At 52.4% G+C, this 25,572-nt stretch carries 20 protein-coding genes; 4 read left to right on the top strand and 16 right to left on the bottom strand.

The features are described from left to right. Nucleotides 1–77: 77 nt before the first annotated feature. The gene (tkt, locus tag JQN73_RS21435) at nucleotides 78–2,153 is read left to right on the top strand and encodes a transketolase (protein ID WP_205320927.1); all 2,076 of its coding nucleotides are present in this window, start codon (nucleotides 78–80) and stop codon (nucleotides 2,151–2,153) included. 45 nt (nucleotides 2,154–2,198) lie between these two features. On the opposite strand, the gene JQN73_RS21440 is transcribed toward tkt, so the two are convergent. The 14 genes from JQN73_RS21440 to JQN73_RS21505 form a co-directional block, all read right to left on the bottom strand. Next, complete coding sequence (locus JQN73_RS21440) at nucleotides 2,199–3,587, bottom strand: glucoamylase family protein (protein ID WP_370551276.1); 1,389 nt, start codon at nucleotides 3,585–3,587, stop codon at nucleotides 2,199–2,201. Nucleotides 3,588–3,612: 25 nt separating this feature from the next. Further along, nucleotides 3,613–4,302: an HAD family hydrolase gene (locus JQN73_RS21445; RefSeq protein WP_205320928.1), complete on the bottom strand. Its 690-nt coding sequence runs from the start codon at nucleotides 4,300–4,302 to the stop codon at nucleotides 3,613–3,615. After that, nucleotides 4,299–5,765 (bottom strand): glucose-6-phosphate dehydrogenase, encoded by a 1,467-nt coding sequence (zwf, locus tag JQN73_RS21450; protein WP_205320929.1) that lies wholly within the window; start codon nucleotides 5,763–5,765, stop codon nucleotides 4,299–4,301. The genes JQN73_RS21445 and zwf overlap by 4 nt, the downstream gene beginning before the upstream one ends. Then, on the bottom strand, nucleotides 5,765–6,859 hold the full coding sequence (gene gnd, locus JQN73_RS21455) for a phosphogluconate dehydrogenase (NAD(+)-dependent, decarboxylating) (RefSeq protein ID WP_205320930.1): 1,095 nt from the start codon (nucleotides 6,857–6,859) through the stop codon (nucleotides 5,765–5,767). Before gnd ends, zwf begins: the two co-directional genes overlap by 1 nt. A 382-nt stretch (nucleotides 6,860–7,241) precedes the next feature. After that, the gene (otsA, locus tag JQN73_RS21460; protein WP_205320931.1) at nucleotides 7,242–8,654 is read right to left on the bottom strand and encodes an alpha,alpha-trehalose-phosphate synthase (UDP-forming); all 1,413 of its coding nucleotides are present in this window, start codon (nucleotides 8,652–8,654) and stop codon (nucleotides 7,242–7,244) included. 16 nt (nucleotides 8,655–8,670) lie between these two features. Next, the gene (locus JQN73_RS21465) at nucleotides 8,671–10,554 is read right to left on the bottom strand and encodes a glycoside hydrolase family 15 protein (RefSeq protein ID WP_205320932.1); all 1,884 of its coding nucleotides are present in this window, start codon (nucleotides 10,552–10,554) and stop codon (nucleotides 8,671–8,673) included. Further along, nucleotides 10,547–11,341, bottom strand: coding sequence for a trehalose-phosphatase (gene otsB, locus JQN73_RS21470; protein WP_205320933.1), 795 nt, complete (start codon nucleotides 11,339–11,341; stop codon nucleotides 10,547–10,549). The genes JQN73_RS21465 and otsB overlap by 8 nt, the downstream gene beginning before the upstream one ends. A gap of 422 nt (nucleotides 11,342–11,763) precedes the next feature. Beyond that, nucleotides 11,764–13,164, bottom strand: a complete 1,401-nt coding sequence (locus JQN73_RS21475) for an FGGY-family carbohydrate kinase (RefSeq protein ID WP_205320934.1) — start codon at nucleotides 13,162–13,164, stop codon at nucleotides 11,764–11,766. A gap of 12 nt (nucleotides 13,165–13,176) precedes the next feature. Beyond that, nucleotides 13,177–13,491 carry an L-rhamnose mutarotase gene (locus JQN73_RS21480; protein WP_205320935.1) on the bottom strand — a complete coding sequence of 105 codons (315 nt, stop codon included), beginning with the start codon at nucleotides 13,489–13,491 and terminating at the stop codon, nucleotides 13,177–13,179. Between the two features lie 13 nt (nucleotides 13,492–13,504). Further along, nucleotides 13,505–14,422, bottom strand: a complete 918-nt coding sequence (locus JQN73_RS21485) for an ABC transporter permease (protein ID WP_205323516.1) — start codon at nucleotides 14,420–14,422, stop codon at nucleotides 13,505–13,507. 77 nt (nucleotides 14,423–14,499) lie between these two features. Beyond that, nucleotides 14,500–15,516 (bottom strand): ABC transporter permease, encoded by a 1,017-nt coding sequence (locus tag JQN73_RS21490; protein ID WP_205320936.1) that lies wholly within the window; start codon nucleotides 15,514–15,516, stop codon nucleotides 14,500–14,502. Beyond that, nucleotides 15,504–17,120: a sugar ABC transporter ATP-binding protein gene (locus JQN73_RS21495; RefSeq protein WP_205320937.1), complete on the bottom strand. Its 1,617-nt coding sequence runs from the start codon at nucleotides 17,118–17,120 to the stop codon at nucleotides 15,504–15,506. The genes JQN73_RS21490 and JQN73_RS21495 overlap by 13 nt, the downstream gene beginning before the upstream one ends. Before the next feature lie 157 nt (nucleotides 17,121–17,277). Beyond that, entirely contained in the window at nucleotides 17,278–18,294 is a 1,017-nt protein-coding gene (gene rhaS / locus JQN73_RS21500; RefSeq protein WP_205320938.1) for a rhamnose ABC transporter substrate-binding protein, read from the bottom strand. Nucleotides 18,295–18,352: 58 nt separating this feature from the next. Further along, entirely contained in the window at nucleotides 18,353–19,159 is an 807-nt protein-coding gene (locus tag JQN73_RS21505) for a DeoR/GlpR family DNA-binding transcription regulator (RefSeq protein ID WP_205320939.1), read from the bottom strand. Nucleotides 19,160–19,530: 371 nt separating this feature from the next. Between JQN73_RS21505 and JQN73_RS21510 the strand changes: the two genes are divergently transcribed. Then, on the top strand, nucleotides 19,531–21,639 hold the full coding sequence (locus JQN73_RS21510; protein ID WP_205320940.1) for a bifunctional rhamnulose-1-phosphate aldolase/short-chain dehydrogenase: 2,109 nt from the start codon (nucleotides 19,531–19,533) through the stop codon (nucleotides 21,637–21,639). A 137-nt stretch (nucleotides 21,640–21,776) separates the two neighbouring features. Continuing rightward, the gene (gene rhaI, locus JQN73_RS21515; protein WP_205320941.1) at nucleotides 21,777–23,072 is read left to right on the top strand and encodes an L-rhamnose catabolism isomerase; all 1,296 of its coding nucleotides are present in this window, start codon (nucleotides 21,777–21,779) and stop codon (nucleotides 23,070–23,072) included. Between the two features lie 28 nt (nucleotides 23,073–23,100). On the opposite strand, the gene JQN73_RS21520 is transcribed toward rhaI, so the two are convergent. Together JQN73_RS21520 and JQN73_RS21525 are read right to left on the bottom strand one after the other, a co-directional pair. Next, nucleotides 23,101–23,307 (bottom strand): dodecin, encoded by a 207-nt coding sequence (locus tag JQN73_RS21520; protein WP_205320942.1) that lies wholly within the window; start codon nucleotides 23,305–23,307, stop codon nucleotides 23,101–23,103. A gap of 113 nt (nucleotides 23,308–23,420) precedes the next feature. After that, on the bottom strand, nucleotides 23,421–24,740 hold the full coding sequence (locus JQN73_RS21525) for a sorbosone dehydrogenase family protein (RefSeq protein WP_205320943.1): 1,320 nt from the start codon (nucleotides 24,738–24,740) through the stop codon (nucleotides 23,421–23,423). A gap of 286 nt (nucleotides 24,741–25,026) precedes the next feature. Between JQN73_RS21525 and JQN73_RS21530 the strand changes: the two genes are divergently transcribed. Then, nucleotides 25,027–25,488, top strand: coding sequence for a universal stress protein (locus JQN73_RS21530; RefSeq protein WP_205320944.1), 462 nt, complete (start codon nucleotides 25,027–25,029; stop codon nucleotides 25,486–25,488). The last annotated feature ends 84 nt before the right edge of the window (nucleotides 25,489–25,572 follow it).

The raw sequence follows: 25,572 nt of genomic DNA on the forward strand, positions 1-25,572 counted from the left end.
GTCTATTTTTAGCGATTCCCAACAGTTGCGTTATGCGCGTTTGTCGGCGCCAATCCACGAAACCAAGGAGCAGTTAAATGTCTTCATCATGTTCATTCACAGAAGTTGATCAGTTGTGCGTCAACGCATTACGTTTTCTATCGGTCGACGCTGTCCAACTTGCTAATAGCGGCCATCCCGGCTTACCCCTTGATGCAGCACCAATGGCGTACGTGCTTTGGGGACATGTCCTCAAGCACCATCCTGCCAATCCGCAATGGTTTGACCGTGATCGCTTTGTCCTTTCAGCGGGACATGGCTCGGCCTTGTTATACAGCCTGATCCATTTAACCGGTTACGATCTGCCGCTCGAGCAGATGAAAAAGTTTCGGCAATGGGGCAGCATGACCCCTGGGCATCCGGAACGAGGACAAACACCAGGCGTGGAGATAACCACAGGACCACTCGGCCAGGGATTTGGAAATGGCGTAGGTATGGCGATAACCGAAACGCATTTGGCGGCCCACTATAATCGCGATGGCTTTAAAGTTATCAACCATTTTACCTATGGCATCGTCAGCGATGGCGACCTGATGGAGGGCGTGGCATCCGAAGCCGCATCGCTGGCAGGACATTTGCAATTGGGTAAGTTGATTTATTTATATGACGACAACAACATGACGCTATCTGCCGGCACCGAAATGGCCTTCAGCGAAGACCGTGCGCAGCGCTTCGACGCGTATGGCTGGCACACGCAGATTGTGCAAGACGGTAATGATCTGAGCAGCATTGCCAAAGCATTAGAGAACGCGCGCTCGGAAACTAGTCGCCCTTCCTTGATACTGGTCCGCACCCATCTTGGCTATGGCTCACCTAACAAGCAGGATACGTTCGAAGCCCACGGTTCACCGCTGGGCACCGAAGAGGTGCGCCTGACCAAGCGCAATTTGGGATGGCCGGAAGAACCGCCCTTTTATGTTCCGGATGCCGCCCGCACGCATTTTAAAAAAATAAATGATCGCGGCGAAAACAGCGAGGCTGACTGGAACGCAACGTTAGCCGCCTATGAAAAACAATTTCCCGAACTGGCAAGCGAATTGAAACAGCGCATGGCGGGCGGAGCCGGTCAACTTGCCGAAGGCTGGGATGCCGACATTCCGCACTTCCCGGCAGACGAGAAAGGGATGGCTACAAGGATTGCGTCTGGCAAGGTTATGAATGCTATCGCGGCGCATTTCCCCGCTTTGATCGGCGGCTCGGCAGATCTGGACCCATCCACCATGACGGGATTAAAAGGCTTGGGAGATTTTCAGCCTAGTGGTGTCAGCGCTCGCGACAGACAGGGCTCAAGTGGTGGCGGATGGAGTCTTGATGGTCGCAATCTGCATTTTGGGGTGCGTGAACATGCGATGGGCGCAATCATCAATGGAATGGCTGGACACGGCGGCGTGGTGCCCTTCGGCGCAACTTTTCTGGTGTTCTCCGACTACATGCGCCCTTCGATACGCCTCGCTGCGCTATCCGGGTTGCAGGCGGTTTTTGTGTTTACCCACGACAGCATCGCTCTTGGCGAAGATGGGCCGACCCACCAGCCGGTCGAGCAGCTTGCAAGCCTGCGCGCCATCCCGCAACTAATCGTCATTCGCCCTGCCGATGCCAACGAAACCGCGCAGGCCTGGCGCGTTGCCATCGGGTCAGCGGATCGCCCGGTAGCGTTAATATTAACGCGACAAAATTTACCAACTCTGGACCGAACCCAGTTTGCAGCCGCCGACGGTTTGCAACGCGGCGCTTACATTTTGGCGGACGTGCCAGGCGGCAATCCCGATGTCATTCTGATCGCTACCGGTTCCGAAGTAAAACTGATTATTGCCGCACGCGAACAACTACTCAAACAAAATATTCAGGCGCGCGTGGTATCGATGCCCAGCTGGGAATTATTCGATGCGCAAGCACAGGAATATCGAGATGTCGTGCTGCCGCCGTCCAGTTCGGCAAGACTTGCGGTTGAGGCTGGCGTTTCACAAGGCTGGCATCGCTACATAGGCGATAGCGGCGACATGATCTCGGTCGATCGTTTCGGTGCGTCAGCGGCTGGCGAGGTGGTGTTAAAGGAATATGGTTTCACCGTTGAAAACGTCGTTCAAAAGGCACTGGCGTTGATTCGGCGCTGATTGGAGCTAATTGGCTATAAGGCAAGATAAATAGCGCAAGAAGATTTATGTCAGAGGCGTGCCGAGCCAGCCGCCGGTGAAACCGGCACGCCGCAAACCACGATTAATAAACGGACAATCACGCATTAAATCCCAGACGAATTCGCTCCGATAGTTCTCAATCATCAGAATGATAGGGCCTTCATTAATCCCAAAATGCCAGGGCGAGACCCATCCGTAAGGATTATGCGATTTCTCCGGGAAGGTAGGATTAAAGGTTGCCTTGAATCCATACGGATTACCCGCTTTTAATGCAACCTGATGGATAAAGTAATCAATCGTCGGCAATACAATCTCGGGTGCAAACGGCAGCGATGCCACGGCGACCCAAGGTGCGATGGTGCCATCGTCCGGGCCCTCCGGCACGCCACGCGCTACGTAATCGTAGAATGTTCGTTTAACGCCATTAATTTCCAACGTTACCGGGCCGGGACCATCGCTGGCCGTAAATCCCCAGCAAAACTCACCGTAGCCCGCGAACCCGTGGGGATTGTCTATCGCATACCGCTGTTGCACTAACGTCGCGCGCCGACTGTTTTCAAAATAATCCCACCCTTTGGTCCGCATGCAGGCATCCTGTATGCCGCGAAAGTCCACCCAAATATGCGAGAGCTGATGCGTAAATAGTGATCCCGCGTAAAGATAATCGATCCCGTAATGCCGCTCCCATTGATACGCAGACGTCCATCCGGCGTAACTGGTAGCGGTTAAGGGGTGGGTTGGAGATCCGCATCCAAGAATATATAACAGCAAAGCCTCGTCGTAGCCCTTCCAACGGTATGGCAGAAAGCCGCTTTCAGGCGTCCAGCCCATCGACACGGCGGCGCCATCGGCTTGCGCCCACTGCCAGTCGGCGCGCAGATAAAGTGCTTCGGCCAGCGTGCGAATTTCGGTCTCTTCCGGACTCGGAGCAGCAAAGTAGCGCCCCGCAGTTAAGGCCCCTGCCAGAAAAAATGCGCTATCAATCGTCGAGAGTTCACAATTCCAGACGCGCTGTCCGGTGGACATGTCTAAAAAATGATAATAGAACCCTTTATAGCCGGTGGCATCGGCCTCGGTGCCTTGCGGACTGTTCCAAAAAAATCGCAGCGTCACCAATACCCGCTCAACGGCCGCCGCGCGGGAAATAAATCCACGCTCAACCGCCACCGGATAGGCCGAAAGGGCGAGGCCTACCGCAGCTACGCTCGCGGGCCAGCCCGGGGCGCTCTTGTCAATTACCAGGCCGTTTTGGGGATTGGTTTCGTGTAGAAAATAGCTGAAAGATTCTCTTTGAAGCAGTTCCAGCTCAGCTTCAGTACACAATTTTTTAGCGCTCATAGCGATAGAAATAAAGAGGCCGGAGTATCCACCCACGGCCAGATGCGGACGAGGAAAAAAGCGTTCGAATAGCATGTCGATGAAGCCGCTTCAGACCGACTTAATTACTGGGAAAAATTAACTTACCCTGCTGATAATTCACCGCATCTACTAAATCACCGATGTTCTCGACTGTTAAGTTAGCAGCCGGATACTTCGCTACATTCGCCGGATCCAGAGCGTAATGTCCCTGACGCGGGAAAATCGTCGTCAACTGTTCCTTCATGACGCTCTTCATGGCGGCCAGTATCCGCAACTTGTCATCGATCATGACGTAATGACGGGCAGGATAACGTCTTTGCAAGTCTTCCAGCATTTCTTCCTTATGGACATAAATCAGCACGCGTCCATCAACCGCGTCCCACAGGCCCGAACGCTGAATTTTACGCGGCTGAAACACCACGTCACCATCCGACAAAATGACCGTTGAGCCCCATTTCCCAACATGCGCAATCGCGTCTAGCGCACGGGCGTACAAACGCTCAGCGAATGGATAGTCGACCAGAAATGCCGACATTTGTAACAAACGATGGTCATTTTCCGCCCCTAAACGATAACGTTGCAATGCGCCCAAATAATCCGCGTAACCAAGCTCAGTGCGCAACTCCTCAAATATCCGCCAATAACGCGCACGGTTCTCCGCACCGAATTCTTGCTCCAGGTGCGTTTCAAGATCAAATTGCACGCGATCATTGTCGAGCAACGTGTTATCACAGTCGAACAGGAAAACAATCTCCTCTGCCGCTCTCATGATGGCGCTTCCTCTGAAGTCGGGTTATGCCACTGATCGTCCCCCGCCATGATTTTTTCGGCCGCAGGCGGGCCCCAGGTGTTTGGTTCATATACAGCAATTGGCGCAACCTCGGACTGATCCGAAGCGGGTGCTAAAACCGGATCGACGACGCGCCAGGCCGCTTCGACCATATCACCGCGTGTGAACAAGCCTGCGCTGCCTTGAAGAGCATCGCCAAGCAGCCGTTCATAAGGCGTCATTTCATCTCCCGGATGCCGATGAGCGACCAGTGCCGTCGCGCCACCGATCATGGCTTCGCCCGGAATTTTGGTCCGGGTTCCCAGAGCAATTAGTTGGTCGGGACCGAGCCGAAAAAGAAAATAATTTGGATGGCCCGACGCCTCCGTATCAAACACTGGATTCCGCGGTGGCTTGAGTTCGATCATGACTTCGGTACACGTTACCGGCAATTCCTTGCCAGCACGTATATAAATCGGAACTCCCGCCCAACGCGCATTATCGATATACAGTCGCAGCGCCGCAAACGTTTCAACCCGGGAGCCTGCCGCCACACCCGGCTCATCCCCATATCCGCGAAACTGTCCGCGCACCACATCAGAAGGATCTAATGGACGCATCGCGGATAATACGCGCAGCTTCTCGTCACGTATGGCGTCTTGTGTAGCGCCGTGGACCGCCTCGGGCCCAGTTCTTTGATTGTCGCTTTTGGCAGCAATGTCGGGTATTTCCATCGTCAGTAACGCCAGCACCTGCAACATATGGTTTTGAATCACGTCGCGAATTGCGCCCACTTCTTCGTAAAACGCGCCGCGCCCCTGCACACCAAAATGTTCGGCCATGGTAATTTGAATGCTGGCAACATAATCGCGGTGCCAGATGGGCTCGACAAAGGTATTGGCAAATCTAAAATAAAGCAGATTTTCGACCGCCTCCTTACCGAGATAATGATCGATGCGGAAGATCGCATCTTCGGCAAATGACGCATGCAATGTCTGGTTGAGTGCTTGCGCTGAAGCAAGGTCGCGCCCGAACGGTTTTTCGATGATGACGCGGGCATTCTCAGCCCCTCCGGATTTCGCAAGTCCCTGAGTAACCGGCCCAAACATGCTCGGTGGAACAGCGAGGTAATACAGCGGTCGCTTCGCTGCTCCCAACGCAGTGCGGAGCTGTGCGTAGGTCCCGTCGTCTTTATAATCGCCGCTAATGTATTGAAGCCGCGCTGACAATTTCGCGAATGCATCGGCATCAAAACACCCGCTTTTTTCTATGCTGTCGCGCGCGCGTTCGCGCAGTTGGTCGTCTGTCCAGTCCGATTTGGCCACGCCGATGATGGGAAGATCAAGATGGCCGTGTTTGATCATCGCCTGCAATGCAGGAAAAATCTGTTTGTAAGCGAGGTCACCGGTAGCGCCAAAGAATACAAAAGCGTCAGAATGGGAATCAGAATCCGATCGTGTCATTAATCCTCCTGCGGCTTGGTGGGGGAATTTTGCGTTTGGCTGGCGTCCGAGGCAGTTGGGCCGGGGGGTGTTCCCGCAGGAGTCAGCAGCTTTTCTATATGGCCGCCGAAGCCATGCCGCATTGCCGACAGCACCTTATCAGCGAAATCGGCCTCTCCGCGTGAACTGAAGCGCTCAAATAACGCTGCGCTCAGTATCGGCGCGGGTACCGCTTCATCAATGGCTGCGGTGATGGTCCAACGCCCCTCTCCGGAGTCCGACACCCTGCCAGCATAATTTTCCAACGCCGGATCCGTAATGAGGGCGCTGGCAGTCAGATCCAGCAGCCACGAGCCGATGACGCTTCCGCGACGCCATAATTCCGCTATCTCGGGAAGGTCCATTTCGTATTGATAGTGTTCGGGATTCCGGAGCGGCGTGGTTTCGGCGTCAATGTCGCCTTTTTTGAGGCCGACGTTCGCATTGCGCAGGATATTCAATCCTTCGGCATAAGCACCCATGATGCCGTACTCAATGCCGTTGTGTACCATCTTGACGAAATGGCCGGCACCCTGGGGTCCGCAATGCAGATAACCTTGGGCGGCCGTGCTGTGAGCGTTGTCGCGGCCCGGCGTTGGTGCTGCGGCGGCTGCACCCGGTGCGAGGGCCGCAAAGATCGGATCAAGATGGGCGACTATATCTGTTTCGCCGCCGATCATCAGGCAATAGCCGCGATCCAAACCGGCGACGCCGCCGCTGGTGCCGACGTCAACATAGTGAATTTTCTGGGATTTCAAGGCTTTTCCGCGCCTGATATCGTCATGGTAATAGGAGTTTCCGCCATCGATGATGATGTCGCCAGGCTCCAGCAATGGTATCAGCAGCGCCAGATCCTGATCGACCAAAGCCGCGGGCACCATCAGCCACACAACTCTCGGTTTTTGCAGTTTAGCGACCATGTCCTCAAGCGACGACGCACCAACCACGCCCTCACCCACCAGTGCTTTGATGGGCTCTTCTTTGACATCATAGACCACACAAGTGTGGCCACCTTGCTGCAGCCGTCGCACCATATTGGCGCCCATGCGCCCCAACCCTATCATGCCAAGTTGCATTTTGAACCTCCTTGTTTAAGGGACCGTTCAGCGGTATCTGCTGGAGATCCTGATGCGCGTCGCCATCGCTCCTGAAATTCGCAATATCGACTTGATGAGCTTGCTTTAATTGTACTTGTTACTTCAAGTGCTGGTGTTGACAAGAGTGCTATTAAAGCGATCGCTGAGGCTCGACAGAGAAGGTATCCTCGTTGCCGATAGAACCGCTCTGCCAGGCTGCACCAGGCAGCTTTCGCCATAATGTTGATCCACAGAAAATGACGAAAGCGTGCCTCTTGTAAGGCGAATGATTACCTCACCGTGATACTTTACCTCAGGTGCTGGAAACTTGGCAATCGCTTAACAATGCCACGTTTCTTTGCATGCTACATGACAATATTTCTTACTCCGCCGCCGCTTGCCCCGCGGGCAAATCCAAATTGGCCAGGGTATCGAGGAAAGTATTACACCACCAATGCACATCATGTTCTTTAATACGTCGTAACAATACCTCGTGACGATTCCGGCGTTCATCCAGTGGCATTTGCAATGCTTGTTCGATCACCTGGGCGGTATGTTCAATGTCATACGGATTGACCATCAATGCTTCTTTAAGTTGCTCTGCCGCACCCGCAAAGCGCGACAGTACCAACACACCCGGGTCGGCAGGATCCTGGGCTGCGATATACTCCTTCGCAACCAGATTCATCCCGTCGCGCAATGGTGTTACCAGACCGACGCGGCTGGCACGGTATAATCCGGGCAAACGTTTACGCGCTACAGTGCGATGAATATAACGGATTGGCATCCAGTCCAGCTCTCCAAAATCACCATTAATGGAACCGCACAGCGTTTCCATTTCCGAACGAATATTGGCATAAGCGTCGACATCCTCGCGACTGGGCGAAGCAATTTGAATGAGTGTCGCGCTGTTCTTATTCTCGGGAAATCGTGTCAGCAGCTCGCGAAACGCGCGGATGCGTTGTGGCAGGCCTTTGGAATAGTCCAGACGATCAACCCCGACCAATAATTGGCGGCGAGAATACTCCTCCCGCAGCCGCCGGAACATTTGACTACCTTCGTTGGTTTCGGCCATGCGGATAAGTTCGCCGACGTCAATTCCTATCGGGAATGAACCCGCTTGCACCGTCCGGTCAAAGGCACGATAGCGTCCGTCGGGCAACACCTCTGCATGCGCTTCACTCTGAACATAATGCGAGAAATTCAAAAGATCGGCATCGCTTTGAAATCCCAAAAGATCATACGCAAAGAGTGTGCGCATCAACCATTCCTGATGCGGGATGGCGGCAGTAATCAGGGGCGGCGGCATCGGAATATGCAGGAAGAATCCCATGCGATTCCGACACCCCATGGCACGCAAATTCGCCGCAAGCGGGATCAGGTGATAATCGTGTACCCAAATCTGATCGTCCGGTTTCAGCAACGGCACCAATTTTCGTGCAAATAGTTCATTCACCCGACGATATCCTTCGGCGAAACCGGGTTCGTAGGTGCCAAGATCAAGCCGATAATGAAATACCGGCCACAACACGCCGTTAGCATATCCAAGATAATACGCGTCATGGTCCTTTCGGCACAAATCAACCGTCACCAGAGTGATGTTGCCAGCTTCTTCTGTGTGTAATTTTCCTTCGCCAGGAACCCCACCATCGGCTTCTTCGACGATATTTCCGCTCCAGCCGAACCAGAGAGCGCCCGTTTTTTTCATGCTTTCACCGAGAGCTACAGCAAGCCCCCCGGCAGCAGGTTTACGCGGATCGGCAACCCGATTTGAAACAATAACGAGACGTGACATAGTTTTCCTTAAAGGCTTATATTGCAGTATCCCATGGTGCAGAAAGCCGCACAGCGCAATTGATCAGTCCTACCATTGAGTAGGTCTGTGGAAAATTTCCCCACATTTCACCCGTCACCGGGTGCGTATCTTCAGACAGCAATCCCAAGTGATTGCGTGCCTTTAACATCGTCTCAAAAATCTCGCGTGCCTGCTCTTTACGGCCAATTCTGGCCAATGCATCGATCCGCCAGAACGTGCAAATGTTAAATGCCGTTTCGGGCTTACCAAAATCATCCGGAGCCTCATAACGACGCATGTAAGGACCATCACAAAGAGAACGCTCCAAAGCGTCAACTGTTGCAACAAAACGCGGATCTTTAGGATCGATAAAATTCACTTCGGCCATTAGTAAAACACTGGCGTCCAGATCGCGTCCGCCCAGACTTTCGGCAAACGCCTGTCGCTCTTCGCTCCAGGCATCGCGCAATAAGTGTTCGTGAATAATCTTGGCGCGCGCCTCCCAATGGGCTGCACGCTCCGGTAACCCAAGCGCAGTTGCAATTTTGGATAACCGGTCACAAGCCGCCCAACTCATTAATACAGAAGAGGTGTGCACCCGCGCACGAGAGCGCAACTCCCACATACCGGCGTCGGGTTCGGCGTACACCCGAAACGCTTGCTCACCAACCGCTTCAAGATTAATAAATTCAGCAATACCGGCCCGATTAAACAGACGCTGATCCAGAAACGCCTGCGTAGCGCCCAAAATAATATTGCCATAAACGTCATGCTGATAATGTTCCTGGGCCTGATTGCCGACGCGAACCGGTGCATGATTACGATAACCAGGCAGATGGTCGACGATCAGTTCCGGCAGCATCTCTTCCAACCCGATACCGTAAAGCGGCTGGATGTGGCCGCCTTTCGAACGCGCCACCACGTTGGTCAGCCAGCGCATGTAATCTTCCATCGTGCCGACTTCTGACAAGCTGTTGAGTGCGCGCACCACAAAAAATGCATCGCGCAACCAGCAATAGCGATAATCCCAGTTACGACTGCTGCCCGGTGCCTCAGGAACGCTGGTTGTCATCGCGGCGATGATCGCGCCAGTGTCCTCGTACAGCGACATTTTTAGCGTTATCGCCGCCCGTATCACCACGTCCTGCCATTCTAAAGGAAGCGCGAGACGACGGCTCCAGGTGCGCCAGTAACGAATCGTTTCTTTTTCGAACATCCGGGCAGTGTCTTCGATACCTTCCGCCAATGTCTCGTCAGGGCCGAGCATGAAATTCGCAGTTTGATCCAGTACAAAAAAGGACTCCGTAAGAATGTAGCTAAGCGAAGCATCGGTATTGAGACGCAATGTACTTGCGGCACCGACGTACCGTATGTGATGACTGCCCTGCGTGATTGTGGGGATTTGCCGCCCCCAGTCAAACCGTGGCCGCAGCAGGACTCGGATACGAACCGCGCTATCTAATGGCCGCACGCGCCGGACCAACATAAGCGGGCGAAACATGCGGTCACGACTCATAAAGCGCGGTGCCACGTCTGTGATTTCGATACCGCGCCCTTCCGTATCAAACAATCGCGTATGCAGCACAGCAGTGTTCGGCTCGTAAAATTGCTCGGATCGGGCAAAGTTTTCGATTTCTATGCTCCACAGACTGCCATTCTCGGATTCGTCAAGAAGCGCGTTAAATACCGGATCGCCATCGAAGCGAGGCAAACAACACCATACCATGCGCCCCATCCGATCAACCAGTGCGCTTAAAGCGCAATTGCCAATTACGCCACAATCGAGGGTAGAGGTTCCGGGCTGAGAGTTAATCTGAGAGTGGATCTGAGAACCAATCTGAGAATCAATCTGAGAATCAATAAAAGGCTTTGCCGCTGAAGCAGCGGAAGTTTTAGTCATATCGACATCCTTTAGATAAGATCTGGGCAACTTTTGCCACGCTGGCCAATTCAGCACGCAATGCGCAGGGTGATGCGATACGGTAGCGTGCGACGCTAGGGCCTTCTCCTATCTTGATTCCTATCCCTCCCACTTCCTGTACAAACGCGAAACCGGCCTCGTCAGTTGTATCGTCACCCGCGAACACCGGTCTGGTGCCAGCAAACGGTGGCTCTGCCAGAAAATCGCGGATCGCGGTTCCTTTGGTAACCATGGATGGTTTTACTTCAAACACCATTTTTCCGTGTAACAAAGCCATACCCGGACAGTCGCGAAGAGCGAAGAGCAATTCTGATTCACACATCGTCTCAAGCTCCGGTACTTGACGATAATGCAATGCAAGGGTTCCGCGTTTTTGCTCCACCCGTAAACCCGAATGGTTTGCCGCCAGCCTGATCGCGCAGGCCTGAACGGCCGAAAACGCCGGTGTCGAGATGGTGTGTAAGACTCCCTCGGCATCGCGTCGCTCCATGCCATGGACGCCTGCTATCGGCAATATTAACGGCGCTAGCATTGCATCAATCTGGGAAATAGGACGGCCTGACACAATCGCCACGCGTCCGTCCAGATAATCGCGAATAGACCGTAAGGAATCAATTAATTCCGGAATGACAACGACTTCCTCTGGCGTAGGAGCCAGATCAACCAGTGTGCCATCAAAATCGAGAAAAAGAGCGCATGCGCCCAAATCACCTAAATTAAATGTTAAATCTGTATCGATAAGTTCCGTAGGATCTGCGTTTTTCATTTCTGGATGATCCCAGTGAATAAAGAATAGAGCGAAATGGTAACCTTGCAATATTGCTACGGTTAACGAAACTAAGCTAAGCTTCGCGTTTGGCGACGCATTGCGCAGTGCTAATTAAATAAAGTGCTGGTATTGTTCAGAAAGCAGCAGCAGAGACGATTGCTGGCCTTAAAAAAATATGCAAATTACATCACTTCAGTTCGAGCAGCTTTTTGATAGTTTAGTTCACAATTCTTTTTGATGCGCAGGCAAATAGCCCTTGATCCGCGCTTCTTCACCAATCAGGCCCGCGTCGAAAATCGATCCGTGTTCGTTCCGATATTACGCCGCATTACTATAGAACGCACCACTGCCGACGGGATAAATGGGCCCGAAACTTTGGCTGTCCCTTGCGGCCCGATCAACAATCTTCGTGCCTTAGCTCATTCATGCTGGCCACCTTGCAGCAGAGTGCGCCAACGATCTCGGTAGGCAATCAAGTCAACCAACGCCGGTTGCGGCGCTAACAGTGCGTCACAAAATGGCGGTGTGACACCCCAATTCTGCAACATCCAGCCACCGCAAGTCGTCCCGTTGGCATCCTTTGAATAGGAGACTGCCTGCTGTGGACGCAAGATTGCCAGCATGCCGGAAAAATATGGGTTGTCAGTAAAGCTGCCTTCCACTGTGATGGGTCCTTCCGAATTCAGCGCATCCAGACAATAATCACTCATCAGCACGCAATATAACGTAGCCAACGCGTAGTGCTCTCCGTCTGTCTGCGGCGGCGGTCCGCAAACGATGCCCACTCGCCCGGAAAATGGGCCACCGGCTTCCGTAAAGCAAGGCAACGCCAGCGTGTTTTGGACTATCAGACATTGCAAATCTTTGAGGCTACAGATTTTAGACGCCGCGCCAGCTATAGCAGAAAATTCGCGGCCCCCCATAAAGCGCATGCATGCCACTGATTCGCCAAGCGCATTGACGTTGGCGAGCATGTCGAATTGTTCAAGCAAATTGAACAGCGGTGCACCTAATGCCGCTACAATAACCCACGTTCCAGTCGATAGCACAGTACGCTGTTTCGTATCGCCAAGGCCACCAAGATAGCGGACCAGCGATGCGTTGCTATCGTGGATACCGCACAGTATCTGGCACTCAGCGGACAAGCCCGCACGTTCGCATAATTCTTCGCGCAGTGGACCAAGTGCTGACCAAGACGGTGTTAATGGTGGCAAAAGATGTGTCCAACCCATACGTCCCACCAACGAGGAATAATCTTTCCTCGTGGGTTGCCACAAATCGGTATGACAACCGAGCGAAGTGATTTCGCTCGCTGCGATACCGGACAATCTCCACGCCCAATATTGGGGATAAGTCAGAATCTGACGCGCGCGGCTAAACTCTGCGGGAAAGCGATGTGACAACCAAAATAGTTGTCGTCCAAGATTTAATCCAGCCGCCAAATCGGGAGAATATGTTTCAGAAAACGCAGGGCGCACTTTGGCGTATTGCTCATCAAGCTCTTGTGGTAACGCACACTCGTAATCCAGCACCGGCAACACTAACCCATGATCATCGACTACTGCGGCGGTTGCGCCGTGGGTGATGGGAACGATAGAGACAATCTGTGCAACTTGGGAAAACAACCGCAAAGTAGTAAGCAACCAATTCCAGATTCGGTCGACATCGTGATGAGGATAAGGGCCGTGGATGACGATAGTGTTGGTACAGCGTTGTTCGGCCAGCGTCTTACCGCTCAGATCCAGCAACGTCAATTTGGCGTTGGTTTTACCAATGTCCAGAACAACGGTTGCTTTTATGATGCGATTGTCAGATTGCATAATGCATGCCCCTTAATCGCAGTGGAACATCGGAATTAATGGAACCGACAACGGTGCCAGCGTTGCATCTGTTTCCATCAAGTCTGCCATGTGCGTCCACCAACGGCGCATCACAGCATGCTCGGGCAGATCGGGCATACGATGCATCTCTATGCGGCGTAACGTTGCAAACAGCGCGCCCGTGCTCTCATCGAGAAAAATACTATAGTCGCGAATGCCCGTTTCGGTTAGTAACGCGACCAATTCCGGCCAGATGGCGTCGTGGCGGCGTTTATATTCAGCGGTGTTACCGGCTTTGAGTTGCATTCTAAAGGCGATTTGTTCCATCGGCGTGCTCACATTACCTGCGCAATAAACGCGGCAACGCAATGGTAATCAGCAGCAATAAACCAACAACAATGGTCATAATAATTCCCGGAATGTTGGCTAAAGCAAGGCCGTATGTCACCATACCAAGCGTCAGGACTGCCAGCAACACGCCGCCGATACTTCCCGCGCCACCCGCTATGCTGACGCCTCCCAAAATCACCATCGTGATGATTTCAAGTTCCCATCCCAGCGCAATGTTAGGCCGTGTGCTGCCGATTCTACCTGTCAGCAAGAAGCCGGCCAATCCTGCCATCGCACCGGTCAACATGAACAAAGCCAAACGATATCGATTCACCGCGATGCCCGAGAATCGCGCCGCTACCGGGTTGTTTCCGATGGCATAAATTTTCCTGCCCCAACTGGTGGCATGGAGCAAGACTGCGAATAATACGGCGAATACCAGCATCACCACGAACTCACGCGGGATAACGTCGAAGAAGTAACCCTGTCCCCAGTCAACCAGCAACTGGGGGTAACCCGTGAACGCCTGATCCCCGAGAATCACGCTCGACAAGCCGCGAAATAGAGAAGCCGTCCCGATCGTTACGACAATTGACGGCAATGCAAAGCGGGTGACCAGAAATCCGTTCAGGAAGCCACACGCGGTGCCTGTCGCAATGGCGACAAACAATAACCCCGGGGCGGGCATGCCGTAATGATGAGCGAGACCCATTGCTACCGATGACAAGGCGAGTATTCCCGATACAGATATATCAATTTCGCGACAAATAATGAGCAACGCCATCGGCAATGCAATCAGCGCTTTTTCGCTAAAATTAAACGTGCTGTCTGCGAGATTATAGAAATCGAAGAAATTCGGTAGCAAGAAACTATTAGCAACAAATACTACGATAAATAGAATTCCTAACAGGGTTTCCCAGCGCCCCATCAGCTCCCCCACCCGAAAACCTTTCCGGTCCTGAATCTGGTAGCGAGAAGTTGTTCCTGACGGTAGTGGCGTCGTATTCACACAGTCTCCCGTTCCTTGGATTGCAATGGTCGGGCCGATGGATCGAGCGACTGTAAGGACAAAATTTGCCTGCCATTTTTGGTATTTCCACGCGCATTAATCACTACAGCGGTCAGGATCACGATGCCGGTTAGCGCGCTCTGCCAGAACGGCGATATTTTCACAATCGGCAAAGCGTTATTGATCACCGATAGAAACAAGGCACCCAACACAGCGCCGGCGACGCTACCGACACCTCCGGCAATACTGATGCCGCCGATCACACAAGCGGCAATCACGGTAAATTCAAACCCGTAAGCGATTTCTGTATACGCCACCGCATAACGCGCAACCCACAAATAACCACACAGACCGGCCATCATCCCTGACAGCCCGTAGGTCCACATCAGGCGCTGAGAGATCGCGATGCCGACATAGCGCGCCGCCACCGGTTGATTGCCGATTGCGTATAAATCTCTCCCAAAATGGGTATAACGGGCGATGAACCAAGTGACAATTACCGCAATCGCTGCAAGCCATACCAAATGCGAAATACCCCACAGATGCGTCAGCGGAAACGCGATAAATGCAGCTGGCATCTGACGCGAGGATACCCATGCGCCGCCTGAAAGCACGAAGACCAAGCCGCGATAGACACTCATCGTCCCGAGAGTGACGACAATTGGCGGAAGATTCAGATAACCGATCAACCAGCCATTGATTAATCCCAGAAACAGACCAATCCCCAGTGCTGCAAGGATAATCACCGCCACCGATAGCTGTGGAAATTTCGATGCCAGGAGCGCCGTCATCATGCCCGATAGTGCAAGATTGGACGCTATCGAAAGGTCAATACCGCGCGTTACGATGACCAGCATCTGCGTCAACGCCAACATCATCAGTAACGTGCTGTCTGTCAGCACATTGGACATACTCGACAGGCTCAAAAACAACGGGGCCCGCAATCCAACCACACCAATCAGCACCAGGATTAGCAGTGCCAGTAGGGCTTCGCGATGTTTCATCCAGCGCATGCGGCATCCTTTATTGCGTTGTCATGATCCGGGTGATGGTCTGAAACATCACCCGTGTCATCACCTGAAATACTGCGATACCCACTGCCGGACGCCGTCGCCACCACATTCTGCGGCGTCGCTTCTGCCCGGGTAAATATTTTTTTGATGTGCCCCTGGTGCATTACCACTATCCGGTCCGCCATTCCCAGGACCTCCGGCAGTTCAGACGACACCAGAATTACCGATAAGCCTTTCGATACCAGTTCGCCGATAAAAGTATGCACGGCAGCTTTAGAGCCAATGTCAATCCCCTTTGTCGGTTCATCCAGAATGATGACCTTGGGATCGGTAGCAAGCCATTTCGCGAGCACCACCTTTTGTTGGTTTCCCCCAGATAGCTCTGACACCATTTGCGTGAAATATCCCGCTTTCAATTCGAGTTGCTCACTCAAATGTCGCGCGATGCGGGTCTCTTTTGCGCTTCGTCCCAGCAGAAAAAAGCCTATCTTTGAGAGAATCGGCAAGGTGATGTTATGAACAATGGGAAGCGACAGATGCGCTCCCTGATGCTGTCGGTCTTCTGGCACATAGGCGATACCATGCGCAATGGCGTCGCTGGTCGAACGGATTGAAATGGCTTTCCCGTGCAGCTTCACAGACCCGGTAACATTGGGTGTAAGACCGAATAGTGCTTGCATCACTTCCGAGCGTCCCGCACCCACCAGTCCATAAAAACCGACAATTTCGCCTTGCTGCACTGAAAAACTCACACCGTTAAATTCGGTAGGATGACAAAAATTGTCCACTTCCAATATGGTTGACCCCAGCGCCAACGCAATTTTAGGAAAAACCTGATGTATCTCGCGCCCCACCATCAGCGCCACCAATTCAGGTTCCGAAATATCGGAGAGCGCACCAGTCGCGACAAAATGACCGTCACGCAGTACCGTATACCGATCGGCCACGGCGAAGATTTCGTCAAACTTATGGGAAATGAAAATTACCGCTGTCCCGGCATCACTCAGCTGACGGATAATCCGATACAGCTCATGTATTTCGCGTTGAGAAAGCGATGCAGTGGGTTCGTCCATGATGACCACACGTGCATTTTGTGACAGTGCGCGCGCGATCTCAACAAAATGGCGCTGCGCTACGCTGAGGTCTTTTACTTTGGCGCGTACCGGCAATGTGACCTCCAGCCGGGCGAATAATTTTTCCGCCTCAGCTTCAATAAAAGCCCAATCGATCCGCGCGGGAAAACCGCGTTTTGGCTGACGACCGATAAATATGTTTTCTGCCACCGTAAGTTCATCAAACATCACAGTTTCTTGATGCACTGCTGTAATTCCGGCGTGCATCGCCGCTTGCGGGTTAGCAAAAGAAACCAATTCCCCGCACATATGAATAGTCCCGCCATCGGCCTGATAGATTCCGGTCAAGGTCTTGACCAACGTTGATTTACCAGCGCCATTTTCCCCAATCAATGCCATGACTTCTCCGGCGTTCACTGTCAGCGCCACGTCATCCAGCGCAACCACACCGTGAAAACGTTTGCAGATTCCGGATAAGGACAACACCGCCGGGGGGGCGGATGGCACGCTTAATACACTGGGCTGAGTCATTTCACACGCTATCAATAAAGGACGCTGAATTGGGTGGAGTGGCTGCCGGTGGAATGCAATGAATGATCAAACTAAACGACCATCAACTGAATCAATCAACGAATCAACCAGGCAGCCATGAAGCGCAAAACAATCAACGCTTGCGCTGAGTCCATTTTTAGAAAATTTTGGCAAATTTATCGACATTGTCCTTGTAGTAGGTAAATGGCGGGGCCAATGCGGCTTCGGTGTTAGCGTCGAGCGTTATCTTGCCCATCCGCCCTACGGCAATGCTTGCGCCGGGCTTCGCAACCGCTTTACCCTTGACGAAATCGTAGGCCGCATACGTCACGGCATAACCGAGATCAATCGGATTCCAGATCGCAAAACTTTTCACCGCCCCGCTCTTCACATGACCCGCCATTTCGGATGGCAAGCCCAGTCCCGTTACAAAGACCTTGCCGACCAGGTGCTCGTCGACCACCGCTTTGCTGGCAGCGTTAATGCCGACAGTAGTGGGTGAAATGATCGCCTTCAAATTCGGATTACTGCGTAACAGCCCGATTGCTTCGCGATAGCTTTTGTCAGACTGATCGTCGCCATAAACGGTAGCGACCAGCTTGATCCTGGCGTACTCAGGTTTTGCCAGTACCTTTTTCATTTCGCCAATCCAGATGTTCTGATTGGTTGCTTGTGCGGTCGCGGACAAGATCGCCACCTCTCCGGCACCACCAATCGCATCCGACGCCATTTGAATTTGTTTCAAGCCGATCAACTGGGCATTGGAAGGATTGAGCTGCATCAAGCGACCTTCTTTGGCGATTCCGCTATCGAAAGAGACGACTCTAATACCGCGTTGCATCGCCTTTTTTGTAATCGGTACCAGCGCGTTGGCATCGTTGGCTGAGATGGCAATAGCGCTCACTTTTTGGCTGATCAGAGAATTGATGATTTCGATCTGACCTTCAGCCGTTGGTGTGGTCGGCCCGGTGTAAATTATTTCTACGTCACCCAGTTCTTTCGCAGCCTCTTTCGCGCCTTCATGAGCTGCGTCAAAAAATCCATTGCCGAGGCTTTTTACCACCATCGCAATTTTTATTTTTTCGGCTGCCTGCGCGCTATTTATCAGCCCGCCGCTCATGTTGACGGCGATGCTAACGGTCAACGCGGTGAGCAATATTTTTTTTAGTATCATTGCGATGTCTCCTGTGAAAAATACGACTGTGGACCGAATGCCCGGCAGCCTTGTTGAATCAATTCTTTGCGCTATCCTTCAGCTCGTTATCCGGCGTTACCGTGATCACTTTTACCCCAGCTTGCTCCAGCATCTGAATGGCCGCATCGGATGCGCCAGTATCCGTAATAACGCACGCCACACGATTCAGACCACATAAGATCAGGCCCGCCTTTCGGGCAAATTTTGAACTATCCGCCAGTACAATCAGCTCTTCGGTCTGACTGATCAAGCGTTTTTCAGCCTGAATCAAAATTGGATCAACTTCCATCAGGCCCAGCATGGATAGCCCATACACTCCCATGAACATTTTGGCTGCGTAATGGTGTTGGGTAATGTCGTTATCAAAAGGACTCAGGATGACGTTTTGTTCGCGATAGACCTTACCGCCCGGTAAGATGATTTCATTTTCACTTGTCATCAAAAGACGCTCTGCCATCAGGAACGAGTTAGTCAAAATCTTAAGACGTTTTTCAGCAAGAAACGCTACCATCATGTAAGTAGTCGTGCCGCCATTGATGATGATGGTTTCGCCATCTGCGCACATGTCGGTAGCATATCTGGCGATAGCGCGTTTTTCTGCCGAATAGCGTTCCAGGTTGTTTTGAAAGGTTTCGCCAGACAATGCGAACGTGCGTTTTTTTTGCGGAAGATCTTCTGCGCCGCCACGCGTTCTGGTTAAAAGATTGCGTTCGGCAAGCCAAACAATATCGCGCCGTACTGTGGCAGGTGAAGAATTCAGCCAGTCGACCAATTGTTCTACGCTGGCCGCATTGTGTTCGGCGAGTAGCTTTAGCAAGCCTTTACGGCGCTTGTGGTTCACCATTCTTTGTTCAGCACTGCTGTCTCCTGTCTGGATTCATCTCTTTTGATTGCAGCATCGACTTGCAATCAACCGGACGATCTCTTGATCGGTAAAACAGACTAAGCAATTGATAAATGTCTGTCAATCATCAATCAATCAACTCGATGATTATTTGCATTTCGATCAAATCATTGATTGCTTTACCGATAACTTCATCATGAAATTAATCAACTTTATGATTATTTGTGAATCACTCATGTTTTTGATTGCCAATCGATTGACACTGATTGTCGGCTGCTTTCTACTAGTCTGCATTGCTCAACCAGCAGGCGCAGTGTTTAAAACTGACAAAGCCAAGACTAAATGCGCCAATAAACAATGATGGAGACCGTATGACAGTATTGATCGACACCACTCAACAAGGACCAATTACCTCAATGTGGGACGACGCTATCGCCGCAACATTGAGCGCGCCCGAATTGCTGCTTTACCGCTCAAACTTACTTGGTTCCGACATGCGTATCACCAATTTTGGGGGCGGCAACACCTCTGCCAAAATTGTAATGACAGACCATCTGACCAACGAGCAGGTTGAAGTTTTATGGGTGAAGGGATCGGGCGGCGATCTGGGAAGTATCAAGTTAGATGGTTTTTCCACCCTGTATATGGACAAGCTGCGCGCGCTGAAAAATCGTTATCGCGGCTTGGCGCTCGAAGACGAAATGGTCGGCTATTTACCGCACTGCACCTTTAGCCTGAATCCCCGAGCCGCCAGTATTGATACGCCTTTGCATGCATATATCGACAAAAAACACGTCGACCATATGCATCCGGATGCCGTAATTGCGATTGCGGCTTGCGCCAACAGCCGGATGCTGACACAGAAGGTGTTCGAAGGTGACTTGGGTTGGTTGCCATGGCAGCGCCCTGGTTACGACCTGGGATTAAAATTAGAGGCCTTATCAAAAGAACAGCCAGAACTGAAAGGCATCGTACTCGAAGGACATGGCCTGTTTACGTGGGGCGACACATCCAGAGACTGCTACGAAATTACCTTAACAATCATCAAACGCGCTGAAGAGTGGTTGGCCTCCAACAGCCAAAAACCGGCATTTGGCGGCAGCAAGTATGCACCGCTCGCCGCGTCCGAACGCGCCACTCTGGCAGCGCGCCTGATGCCACTTTTACGCGGCAAGGTCAGTCAGCAGGAATACAAGCTGGGCCATTTCGATGATAGCCCGACGGTGCTTGATTTTGTCTGCAGCTCCGATTTGCTGCCTTTGGCAGCCCTCGGCACCTCCTGTCCCGATCATTTTTTGCGCACCAAAATCAGACCGTTTGTGGTCGATTTCGATCCGATTAATCAGGACTTTGATCGATTAGTCTCAGGCCTTGATGATGCGCTGAGCGCATATCGCGACGACTATCTTGCGTATTACGCCCGCTGCAAACGCGAAAATAGCCCAGCGGCACGTGACGCCAATCCGATCATCTATCTTATTCCTGGCGTGGGTATGCTGTCCTTTGCTAAAGACAAAGCGACCGCCAGAATCGCAGGCGAATTCTATGTCAACGCGATCAACGTCATGCGCGGCGCAAACGGCGTCGACACTTACGTCGGCCTGCCGGAGCAAGAAGCCTTTGATATTGAATATTGGTTACTGGAAGAAGCCAAGCTGCAGCGCATGCCACGACCAAAAAGTCTGGCTGGACGCATTGCGCTGGTGACAGGTGGTGGCGGCGGCATCGGTCAGGCCGTCGCCCAACAGTTATTACAAGAAGGGGCATGCGTGATGCTGACCGATATTGATGCCGAGGCGCTGATGCAGGCCCACCAGGCGTTGATCAAAGTCGCGGGGCCGGATAACGTCGCTACTGTCTGCGCCAACATCACTAACGAACAAGATATCGATACCATTCTGAACGCCACGGCGCTTGGCTTCGGCGGCCTTGACTTGCTGATTTCCAATGCCGGAATCGCCTCATCCGCTCCGCTTGAAGAGACGACGCTAGAAATGTGGGAGCGTAATCAATCGATTCTGGTCACCGGTTATTTTCTGGTAAGTCGCAGCGCGTTCCGCATGATGAAAGAACAGAAATTAGGTGGAAGTATGGTATTTGTCGCCAGCAAGAACGGTCTGGTGGCCTCTGCCGGTGCCTCTGCCTACTGCACCGCCAAGGCAGGTGAAATCCATTTAGCCCGCTGTATTGCGCTGGAAGGCGCGGCGCATGGCATCCGTGTGAATGTCGTCAATCCCGACGCTGTCATCCGAGGCTCCCGCATCTGGGATGGCAAATGGAAAGAAGAACGCGCTGCCTCCAATAAAATCGCCTCCGCGGATGTCGAAGAATTTTATCGTCAACGCAGCATGCTTAAACGCAGTGTTCTACCCGAGGACATAGCAGAAGCGGTATATTTTCTGGCCAGCGATAAATCTGCGAAAAGTACCGGCAACATCATCAATGTCGATGCCGGAAATGCTGCGGCATTCACCCGTTAAGAAATAAGAAATGGACGAGCAGAAGCGAAAGACGACCGCAGTCTGCAGCGAATGCAGCGGTCGCAATAAGATAAGTTATCAGCGAAACAACCATCAGCGGCAGGCTAACTATTCGCGGCTGAAAACGAGGAGACACAATGACTGCATTGATCGATATTAATCTGGTTGCCGAACACAACGCCACCCATCAAAGCAATCTACAGGCGGACTACGACGCACTCGGCGGCATGCTGGCACGGCGCGGGCAAGACATTGAAAAACTGACCACACTAGCCCAGACTTTTGCGGTTGCGTTGCCCAGTTGGGGCGTTGGCACCGGCGGCACCCGTTTTGCTCGTTTTCCGGGAATTGGTGAGCCGCGCAACGTATTCGAAAAGATGGAAGACTGCGCGGTGATCCACCAGCTAACGCACGCCACCCCGACCGTGTCGTTACATTTTCCGTGGGATAAGACGACTGATCCAGCAGCTCTGCGCGAAGTGGCCGGCGCTTATGGCCTGGGTTTCGATACCGTTAATTCGAACACGTTTCAAGATCAGGCCAGTCAGGCGCACTCGTATAAAAACGGTAGCCTGACCGCAAATAGTCCTGCCGTGCGCGCCCAAGCAATCGCGCATAATATCGAGTGTATAACGCTGGGGCGCGCCCTCGGTTCGAAGGCATTGACCGTATGGATCGGCGATGGCGCTAATTTCCCTGGTCAGCACAATTTACGTAGCGCGCTGGAACGCTATCTCGATAGCATGCGTGACATCTATGCAGCGCTGCCAGCCGACTGGCTGGTGTATATCGAGCACAAGTTATTCGAACCCGCCTTCTATGCGACCACTATCGCCGATTGGGGTACCAGCTTCGCCTGCGCGACTGAACTCGGACCGAAGGCAAAATGTCTGGTTGACCTGGGTCACCACGCCCCTAACACCAATATTGAAATGATCGTCGCTCGTCTGGCACAATTCGGTAAATTGGGCGGCTTTCATTTCAACGACAGTAAATATGGCGATGATGATCTGGATTCCGGCAGCATTAACCCGTTTCAGCTATTTCTGATTTTTAACGAATTGGCAGATGTTGCACTACGCGACGGAGCAGCGTTCAAACCATCGCATATGCTGGACCAATCTCATAATGTTACCGATCCCATCGAAAGTCTGATGAGCAGTGCGATCGAAGTACAACGGGCATTCATTCAATCGGCCATCGTTGAGCGGACAGCGTTGCAATACCATCAGGAACAGAACGACACGCTGCAATCAGCACAAACATTGAAGCACGCCTTTCGCACCGATGTCAGCCCTATTCTCGCGATGGCGCGGTTCCGTTCCGCTGGAGCAATTAATCCCGTTGATTGCTATCGCTCCTCCGGCTATCGAAGACTAAAAGCGCAGCAACGACCACCGAAGGCAGGCGCGAGCAGTAGCGGAATTATTTAAGTTCATCCGGCCAATCTCTCAGATATTGTTACTCCAACCTGAAACCAACTTTCATCGTTACCTGGTAATGAGAGATTTTGCCATCCACGATATGACCTCGGGTTTCAATCACTTCGAACCAGTCCATATGCTTGACCGTCAATGCGGCCTTGGAAATTGCATCACGGATTGCCTCGTCACTACTATTTTTTGACGTTCCAACCAGTTCTAGCAACTTGTAAGTGTGTCCGGACATGGTAGTTTCCTTTAATTATTATGGGTGGGATATCTCACTTGGCGCAACAGCACGGCTACTTCCTGCAGCCGAGGCAAACGATTCATTTTTCATCAATATAACGAGCGTCTGGGTCAACGTGCCGGAGTCACACGCCACACCAGATTGCCGACGTCGTCTGCAACCAGTAATGCCCCTGTGCGGTCGACCGCCACACCCACCGGTCGACCCAGTGCCTCGCCCTGCGCGCTGACAAAGCCTGTCAGCACATCTTCAGGGGGACCGGACGGGAAACCATTGACGAATGGCACGAAAATTACCTTGTAACCACTGCGCGGCTGGCGATTCCAGGAACCGTGCTGACCGATGAATGCCCCGCCAGAGAAATGCTTCGGCAACAAATCGCTCTCATAGAAAGCAAGGCCAAGACTGGCAGTGTGATTGCCCAGCGCATAATCTGGCGCAATAGCTTTGGCCACCAGGTCCGGTCGCTGCGGTTTCACCCTCGTATCAACGTGTTGGCCGTAATAACTGAAAGGCCATCCGTAAAAAGCGCCGTCTTTCACTGCGGTCATATAGTCGGGCACCAGGTCACTGCCGAGTTCATCGCGTTCATTGACGGTAGTCCAGAGCGAACCGCTGTAAGGTTGCCAGGCGAGTCCGTTGGGATTACGCAAGCCTGAAGCAAAGATACGCGACTGGCCTGTCGCTGCATCAACCTGCCAGATAGCAGCGCGGTCGACCTCGTTTTCCAAGCCATTTTCACCAGCATTGCTATTCGATCCGACCGTGACATAGAGATGCGCGCCATCCTGACTGGCGATCACGTTTTTGGTCCAATGGTGGTTGATCGGCCCGGCAGGCAAATCGATTACTTTTACACCCGCCGCGGTGATCTGTGTTGCGCCAGTGCGATAGGGAAAGCGCAACAGGCCGTCGGTCGTGGCAACGTACAAATCGGTGCCGATCAGCGCCATGCCGAACGGAGAATTCAGCCCTTGCAGAAAAACGCTTCGTGTAACAACTTGACCGTCACCGTTTGTGTCACGCAACAGGGTGATGCGATTCGCACTAGGAGTGCCAGCGCCCGCACGTTTCATCACCAGCTTCATGACCCAGCCCTTGATGCCTTTGCCGTCTTCGGGCTTGGCAGGCGCGTTCGATTCAGCAACCAGAATATCGCCATTAGGAAGCACGTATAACCACCGAGGGTGGTCAAGACCAGTCGCAAAAGCACTTACTGCCAGGCCAGCGGCCGGCTGCGGAGTTGCTCCTGCAGCCCAACCTTTGGCTGGAGCGATATTGACGGTCGGCAATAGTGTCAGATGCGGCGACGGTATTGTGGGATTGGGTCCCACGCCCGCCTGCTCCGGCAACGTCGCCATTTCACCGCAGGCGCCAAGACTCAGGGCTAACAAGCAGACAATGAGGGGAGAAATAAAAGGTTGGCGCATTCCGCATCTCCGATATACAAAGACAAACGACAAAGACCACTATTCTTGTTTATTTTACACCAAGCCTGAAGGTATACGATGCGGGTTGCTAGCCCGATTATGCGATTTTTCGATAGTTCGCGAAGCCCGCGTGAAGCCAATATTAAGCTACCCAACATAATTTATAAAACGTCTGCCTAATGAGCATGAATGAGCGCACAATCCATATCATGACTTAGTTGCAATGAAACTCCGTCGCATTCAAGGGCAGTTGCTATGCGTACAGAAGCGCCTCGTTGGAGTGATTATGTTTAATAAAATATTAGTCGCCTACAACGGCACGCCAGAAAGTCGTACCGCCTTGCAGGAGTGCATTCAACTCAATCCTCCTGCATCCACTTCGATCCATTTACTAGCGGTCATTGAACTCTCTGCGCATGGCATGGCTGGAGGATATTGCCCGGAAGTGGCTTTTGCGAACAGGACCGAAATAGTTAAACAGGCATTGGCAGCAGGGGAAGCATTGATGACCGCCGCAGGATTGCGTGTCACCACGCATCTGCATATCGGGGAACCAGTCGACGTGATCGGCTCATTAGCAGATTCGATGGGAGCAGACCTTGTCATCGTGGGACATTCACGGCGCAAAGGATTCGCAGAGCGTTGGTGGCGAGGATCGATGGATGCTTTGCTGGCTGAAAGAGTCAAATGCAATATTCTGGTGGCGCTTCCAAATCCCGTTGCAACCAAACTGCCGGTCCGATCTTAACAAACTGCCGTAAAACACATCGCTGAGTAGAAATTAAACCTTAGCTTCAGAATCTCTGCATGAAAACTGAGCTCATAAACGGAC

Source organism: Glaciimonas sp. PAMC28666 (assembly GCF_016917355.1).
Classification (GTDB): domain Bacteria; phylum Pseudomonadota; class Gammaproteobacteria; order Burkholderiales; family Burkholderiaceae_D; genus Glaciimonas.

What these genes read in the sequence shown, in the direction of transcription:
- JQN73_RS21480 (WP_205320935.1), bottom strand. Translation starts at nt 13,491, where the DNA reads ATGGAACAAATCGCCTTTAGAATGCAACTCAAAGCCGGTAACACCGCT.
- JQN73_RS21495 (WP_205320937.1), bottom strand. Translation starts at nt 17,120, where the DNA reads ATGACTCAGCCCAGTGTATTAAGCGTGCCATCCGCCCCCCCGGCGGTG.
- zwf (WP_205320929.1), bottom strand. Translation starts at nt 5,765, where the DNA reads ATGACACGATCGGATTCTGATTCCCATTCTGACGCTTTTGTATTCTTT.
- JQN73_RS21520 (WP_205320942.1), bottom strand. Translation starts at nt 23,307, where the DNA reads ATGTCCGGACACACTTACAAGTTGCTAGAACTGGTTGGAACGTCAAAA.
- tkt (WP_205320927.1), top strand. Translation starts at nt 78, where the DNA reads ATGTCTTCATCATGTTCATTCACAGAAGTTGATCAGTTGTGCGTCAAC.
- JQN73_RS21445 (WP_205320928.1), bottom strand. Translation starts at nt 4,302, where the DNA reads ATGAGAGCGGCAGAGGAGATTGTTTTCCTGTTCGACTGTGATAACACG.
- JQN73_RS21465 (WP_205320932.1), bottom strand. Translation starts at nt 10,554, where the DNA reads ATGACTAAAACTTCCGCTGCTTCAGCGGCAAAGCCTTTTATTGATTCT.
- JQN73_RS21475 (WP_205320934.1), bottom strand. Translation starts at nt 13,164, where the DNA reads ATGCAATCTGACAATCGCATCATAAAAGCAACCGTTGTTCTGGACATT.
- gnd (WP_205320930.1), bottom strand. Translation starts at nt 6,859, where the DNA reads ATGCAACTTGGCATGATAGGGTTGGGGCGCATGGGCGCCAATATGGTG.
- JQN73_RS21505 (WP_205320939.1), bottom strand. Translation starts at nt 19,159, where the DNA reads ATGGTGAACCACAAGCGCCGTAAAGGCTTGCTAAAGCTACTCGCCGAA.
- otsA (WP_205320931.1), bottom strand. Translation starts at nt 8,654, where the DNA reads ATGTCACGTCTCGTTATTGTTTCAAATCGGGTTGCCGATCCGCGTAAA.
- otsB (WP_205320933.1), bottom strand. Translation starts at nt 11,341, where the DNA reads ATGAAAAACGCAGATCCTACGGAACTTATCGATACAGATTTAACATTT.
- JQN73_RS21530 (WP_205320944.1), top strand. Translation starts at nt 25,027, where the DNA reads ATGTTTAATAAAATATTAGTCGCCTACAACGGCACGCCAGAAAGTCGT.
- rhaI (WP_205320941.1), top strand. Translation starts at nt 21,777, where the DNA reads ATGACTGCATTGATCGATATTAATCTGGTTGCCGAACACAACGCCACC.
- JQN73_RS21490 (WP_205320936.1), bottom strand. Translation starts at nt 15,516, where the DNA reads ATGCGCTGGATGAAACATCGCGAAGCCCTACTGGCACTGCTAATCCTG.
- JQN73_RS21510 (WP_205320940.1), top strand. Translation starts at nt 19,531, where the DNA reads ATGACAGTATTGATCGACACCACTCAACAAGGACCAATTACCTCAATG.
- JQN73_RS21525 (WP_205320943.1), bottom strand. Translation starts at nt 24,740, where the DNA reads ATGCGCCAACCTTTTATTTCTCCCCTCATTGTCTGCTTGTTAGCCCTG.
- rhaS (WP_205320938.1), bottom strand. Translation starts at nt 18,294, where the DNA reads ATGATACTAAAAAAAATATTGCTCACCGCGTTGACCGTTAGCATCGCC.
- JQN73_RS21485 (WP_205323516.1), bottom strand. Translation starts at nt 14,422, where the DNA reads ATGGGGCGCTGGGAAACCCTGTTAGGAATTCTATTTATCGTAGTATTT.
- JQN73_RS21440 (WP_370551276.1), bottom strand. Translation starts at nt 3,587, where the DNA reads ATGCTATTCGAACGCTTTTTTCCTCGTCCGCATCTGGCCGTGGGTGGA.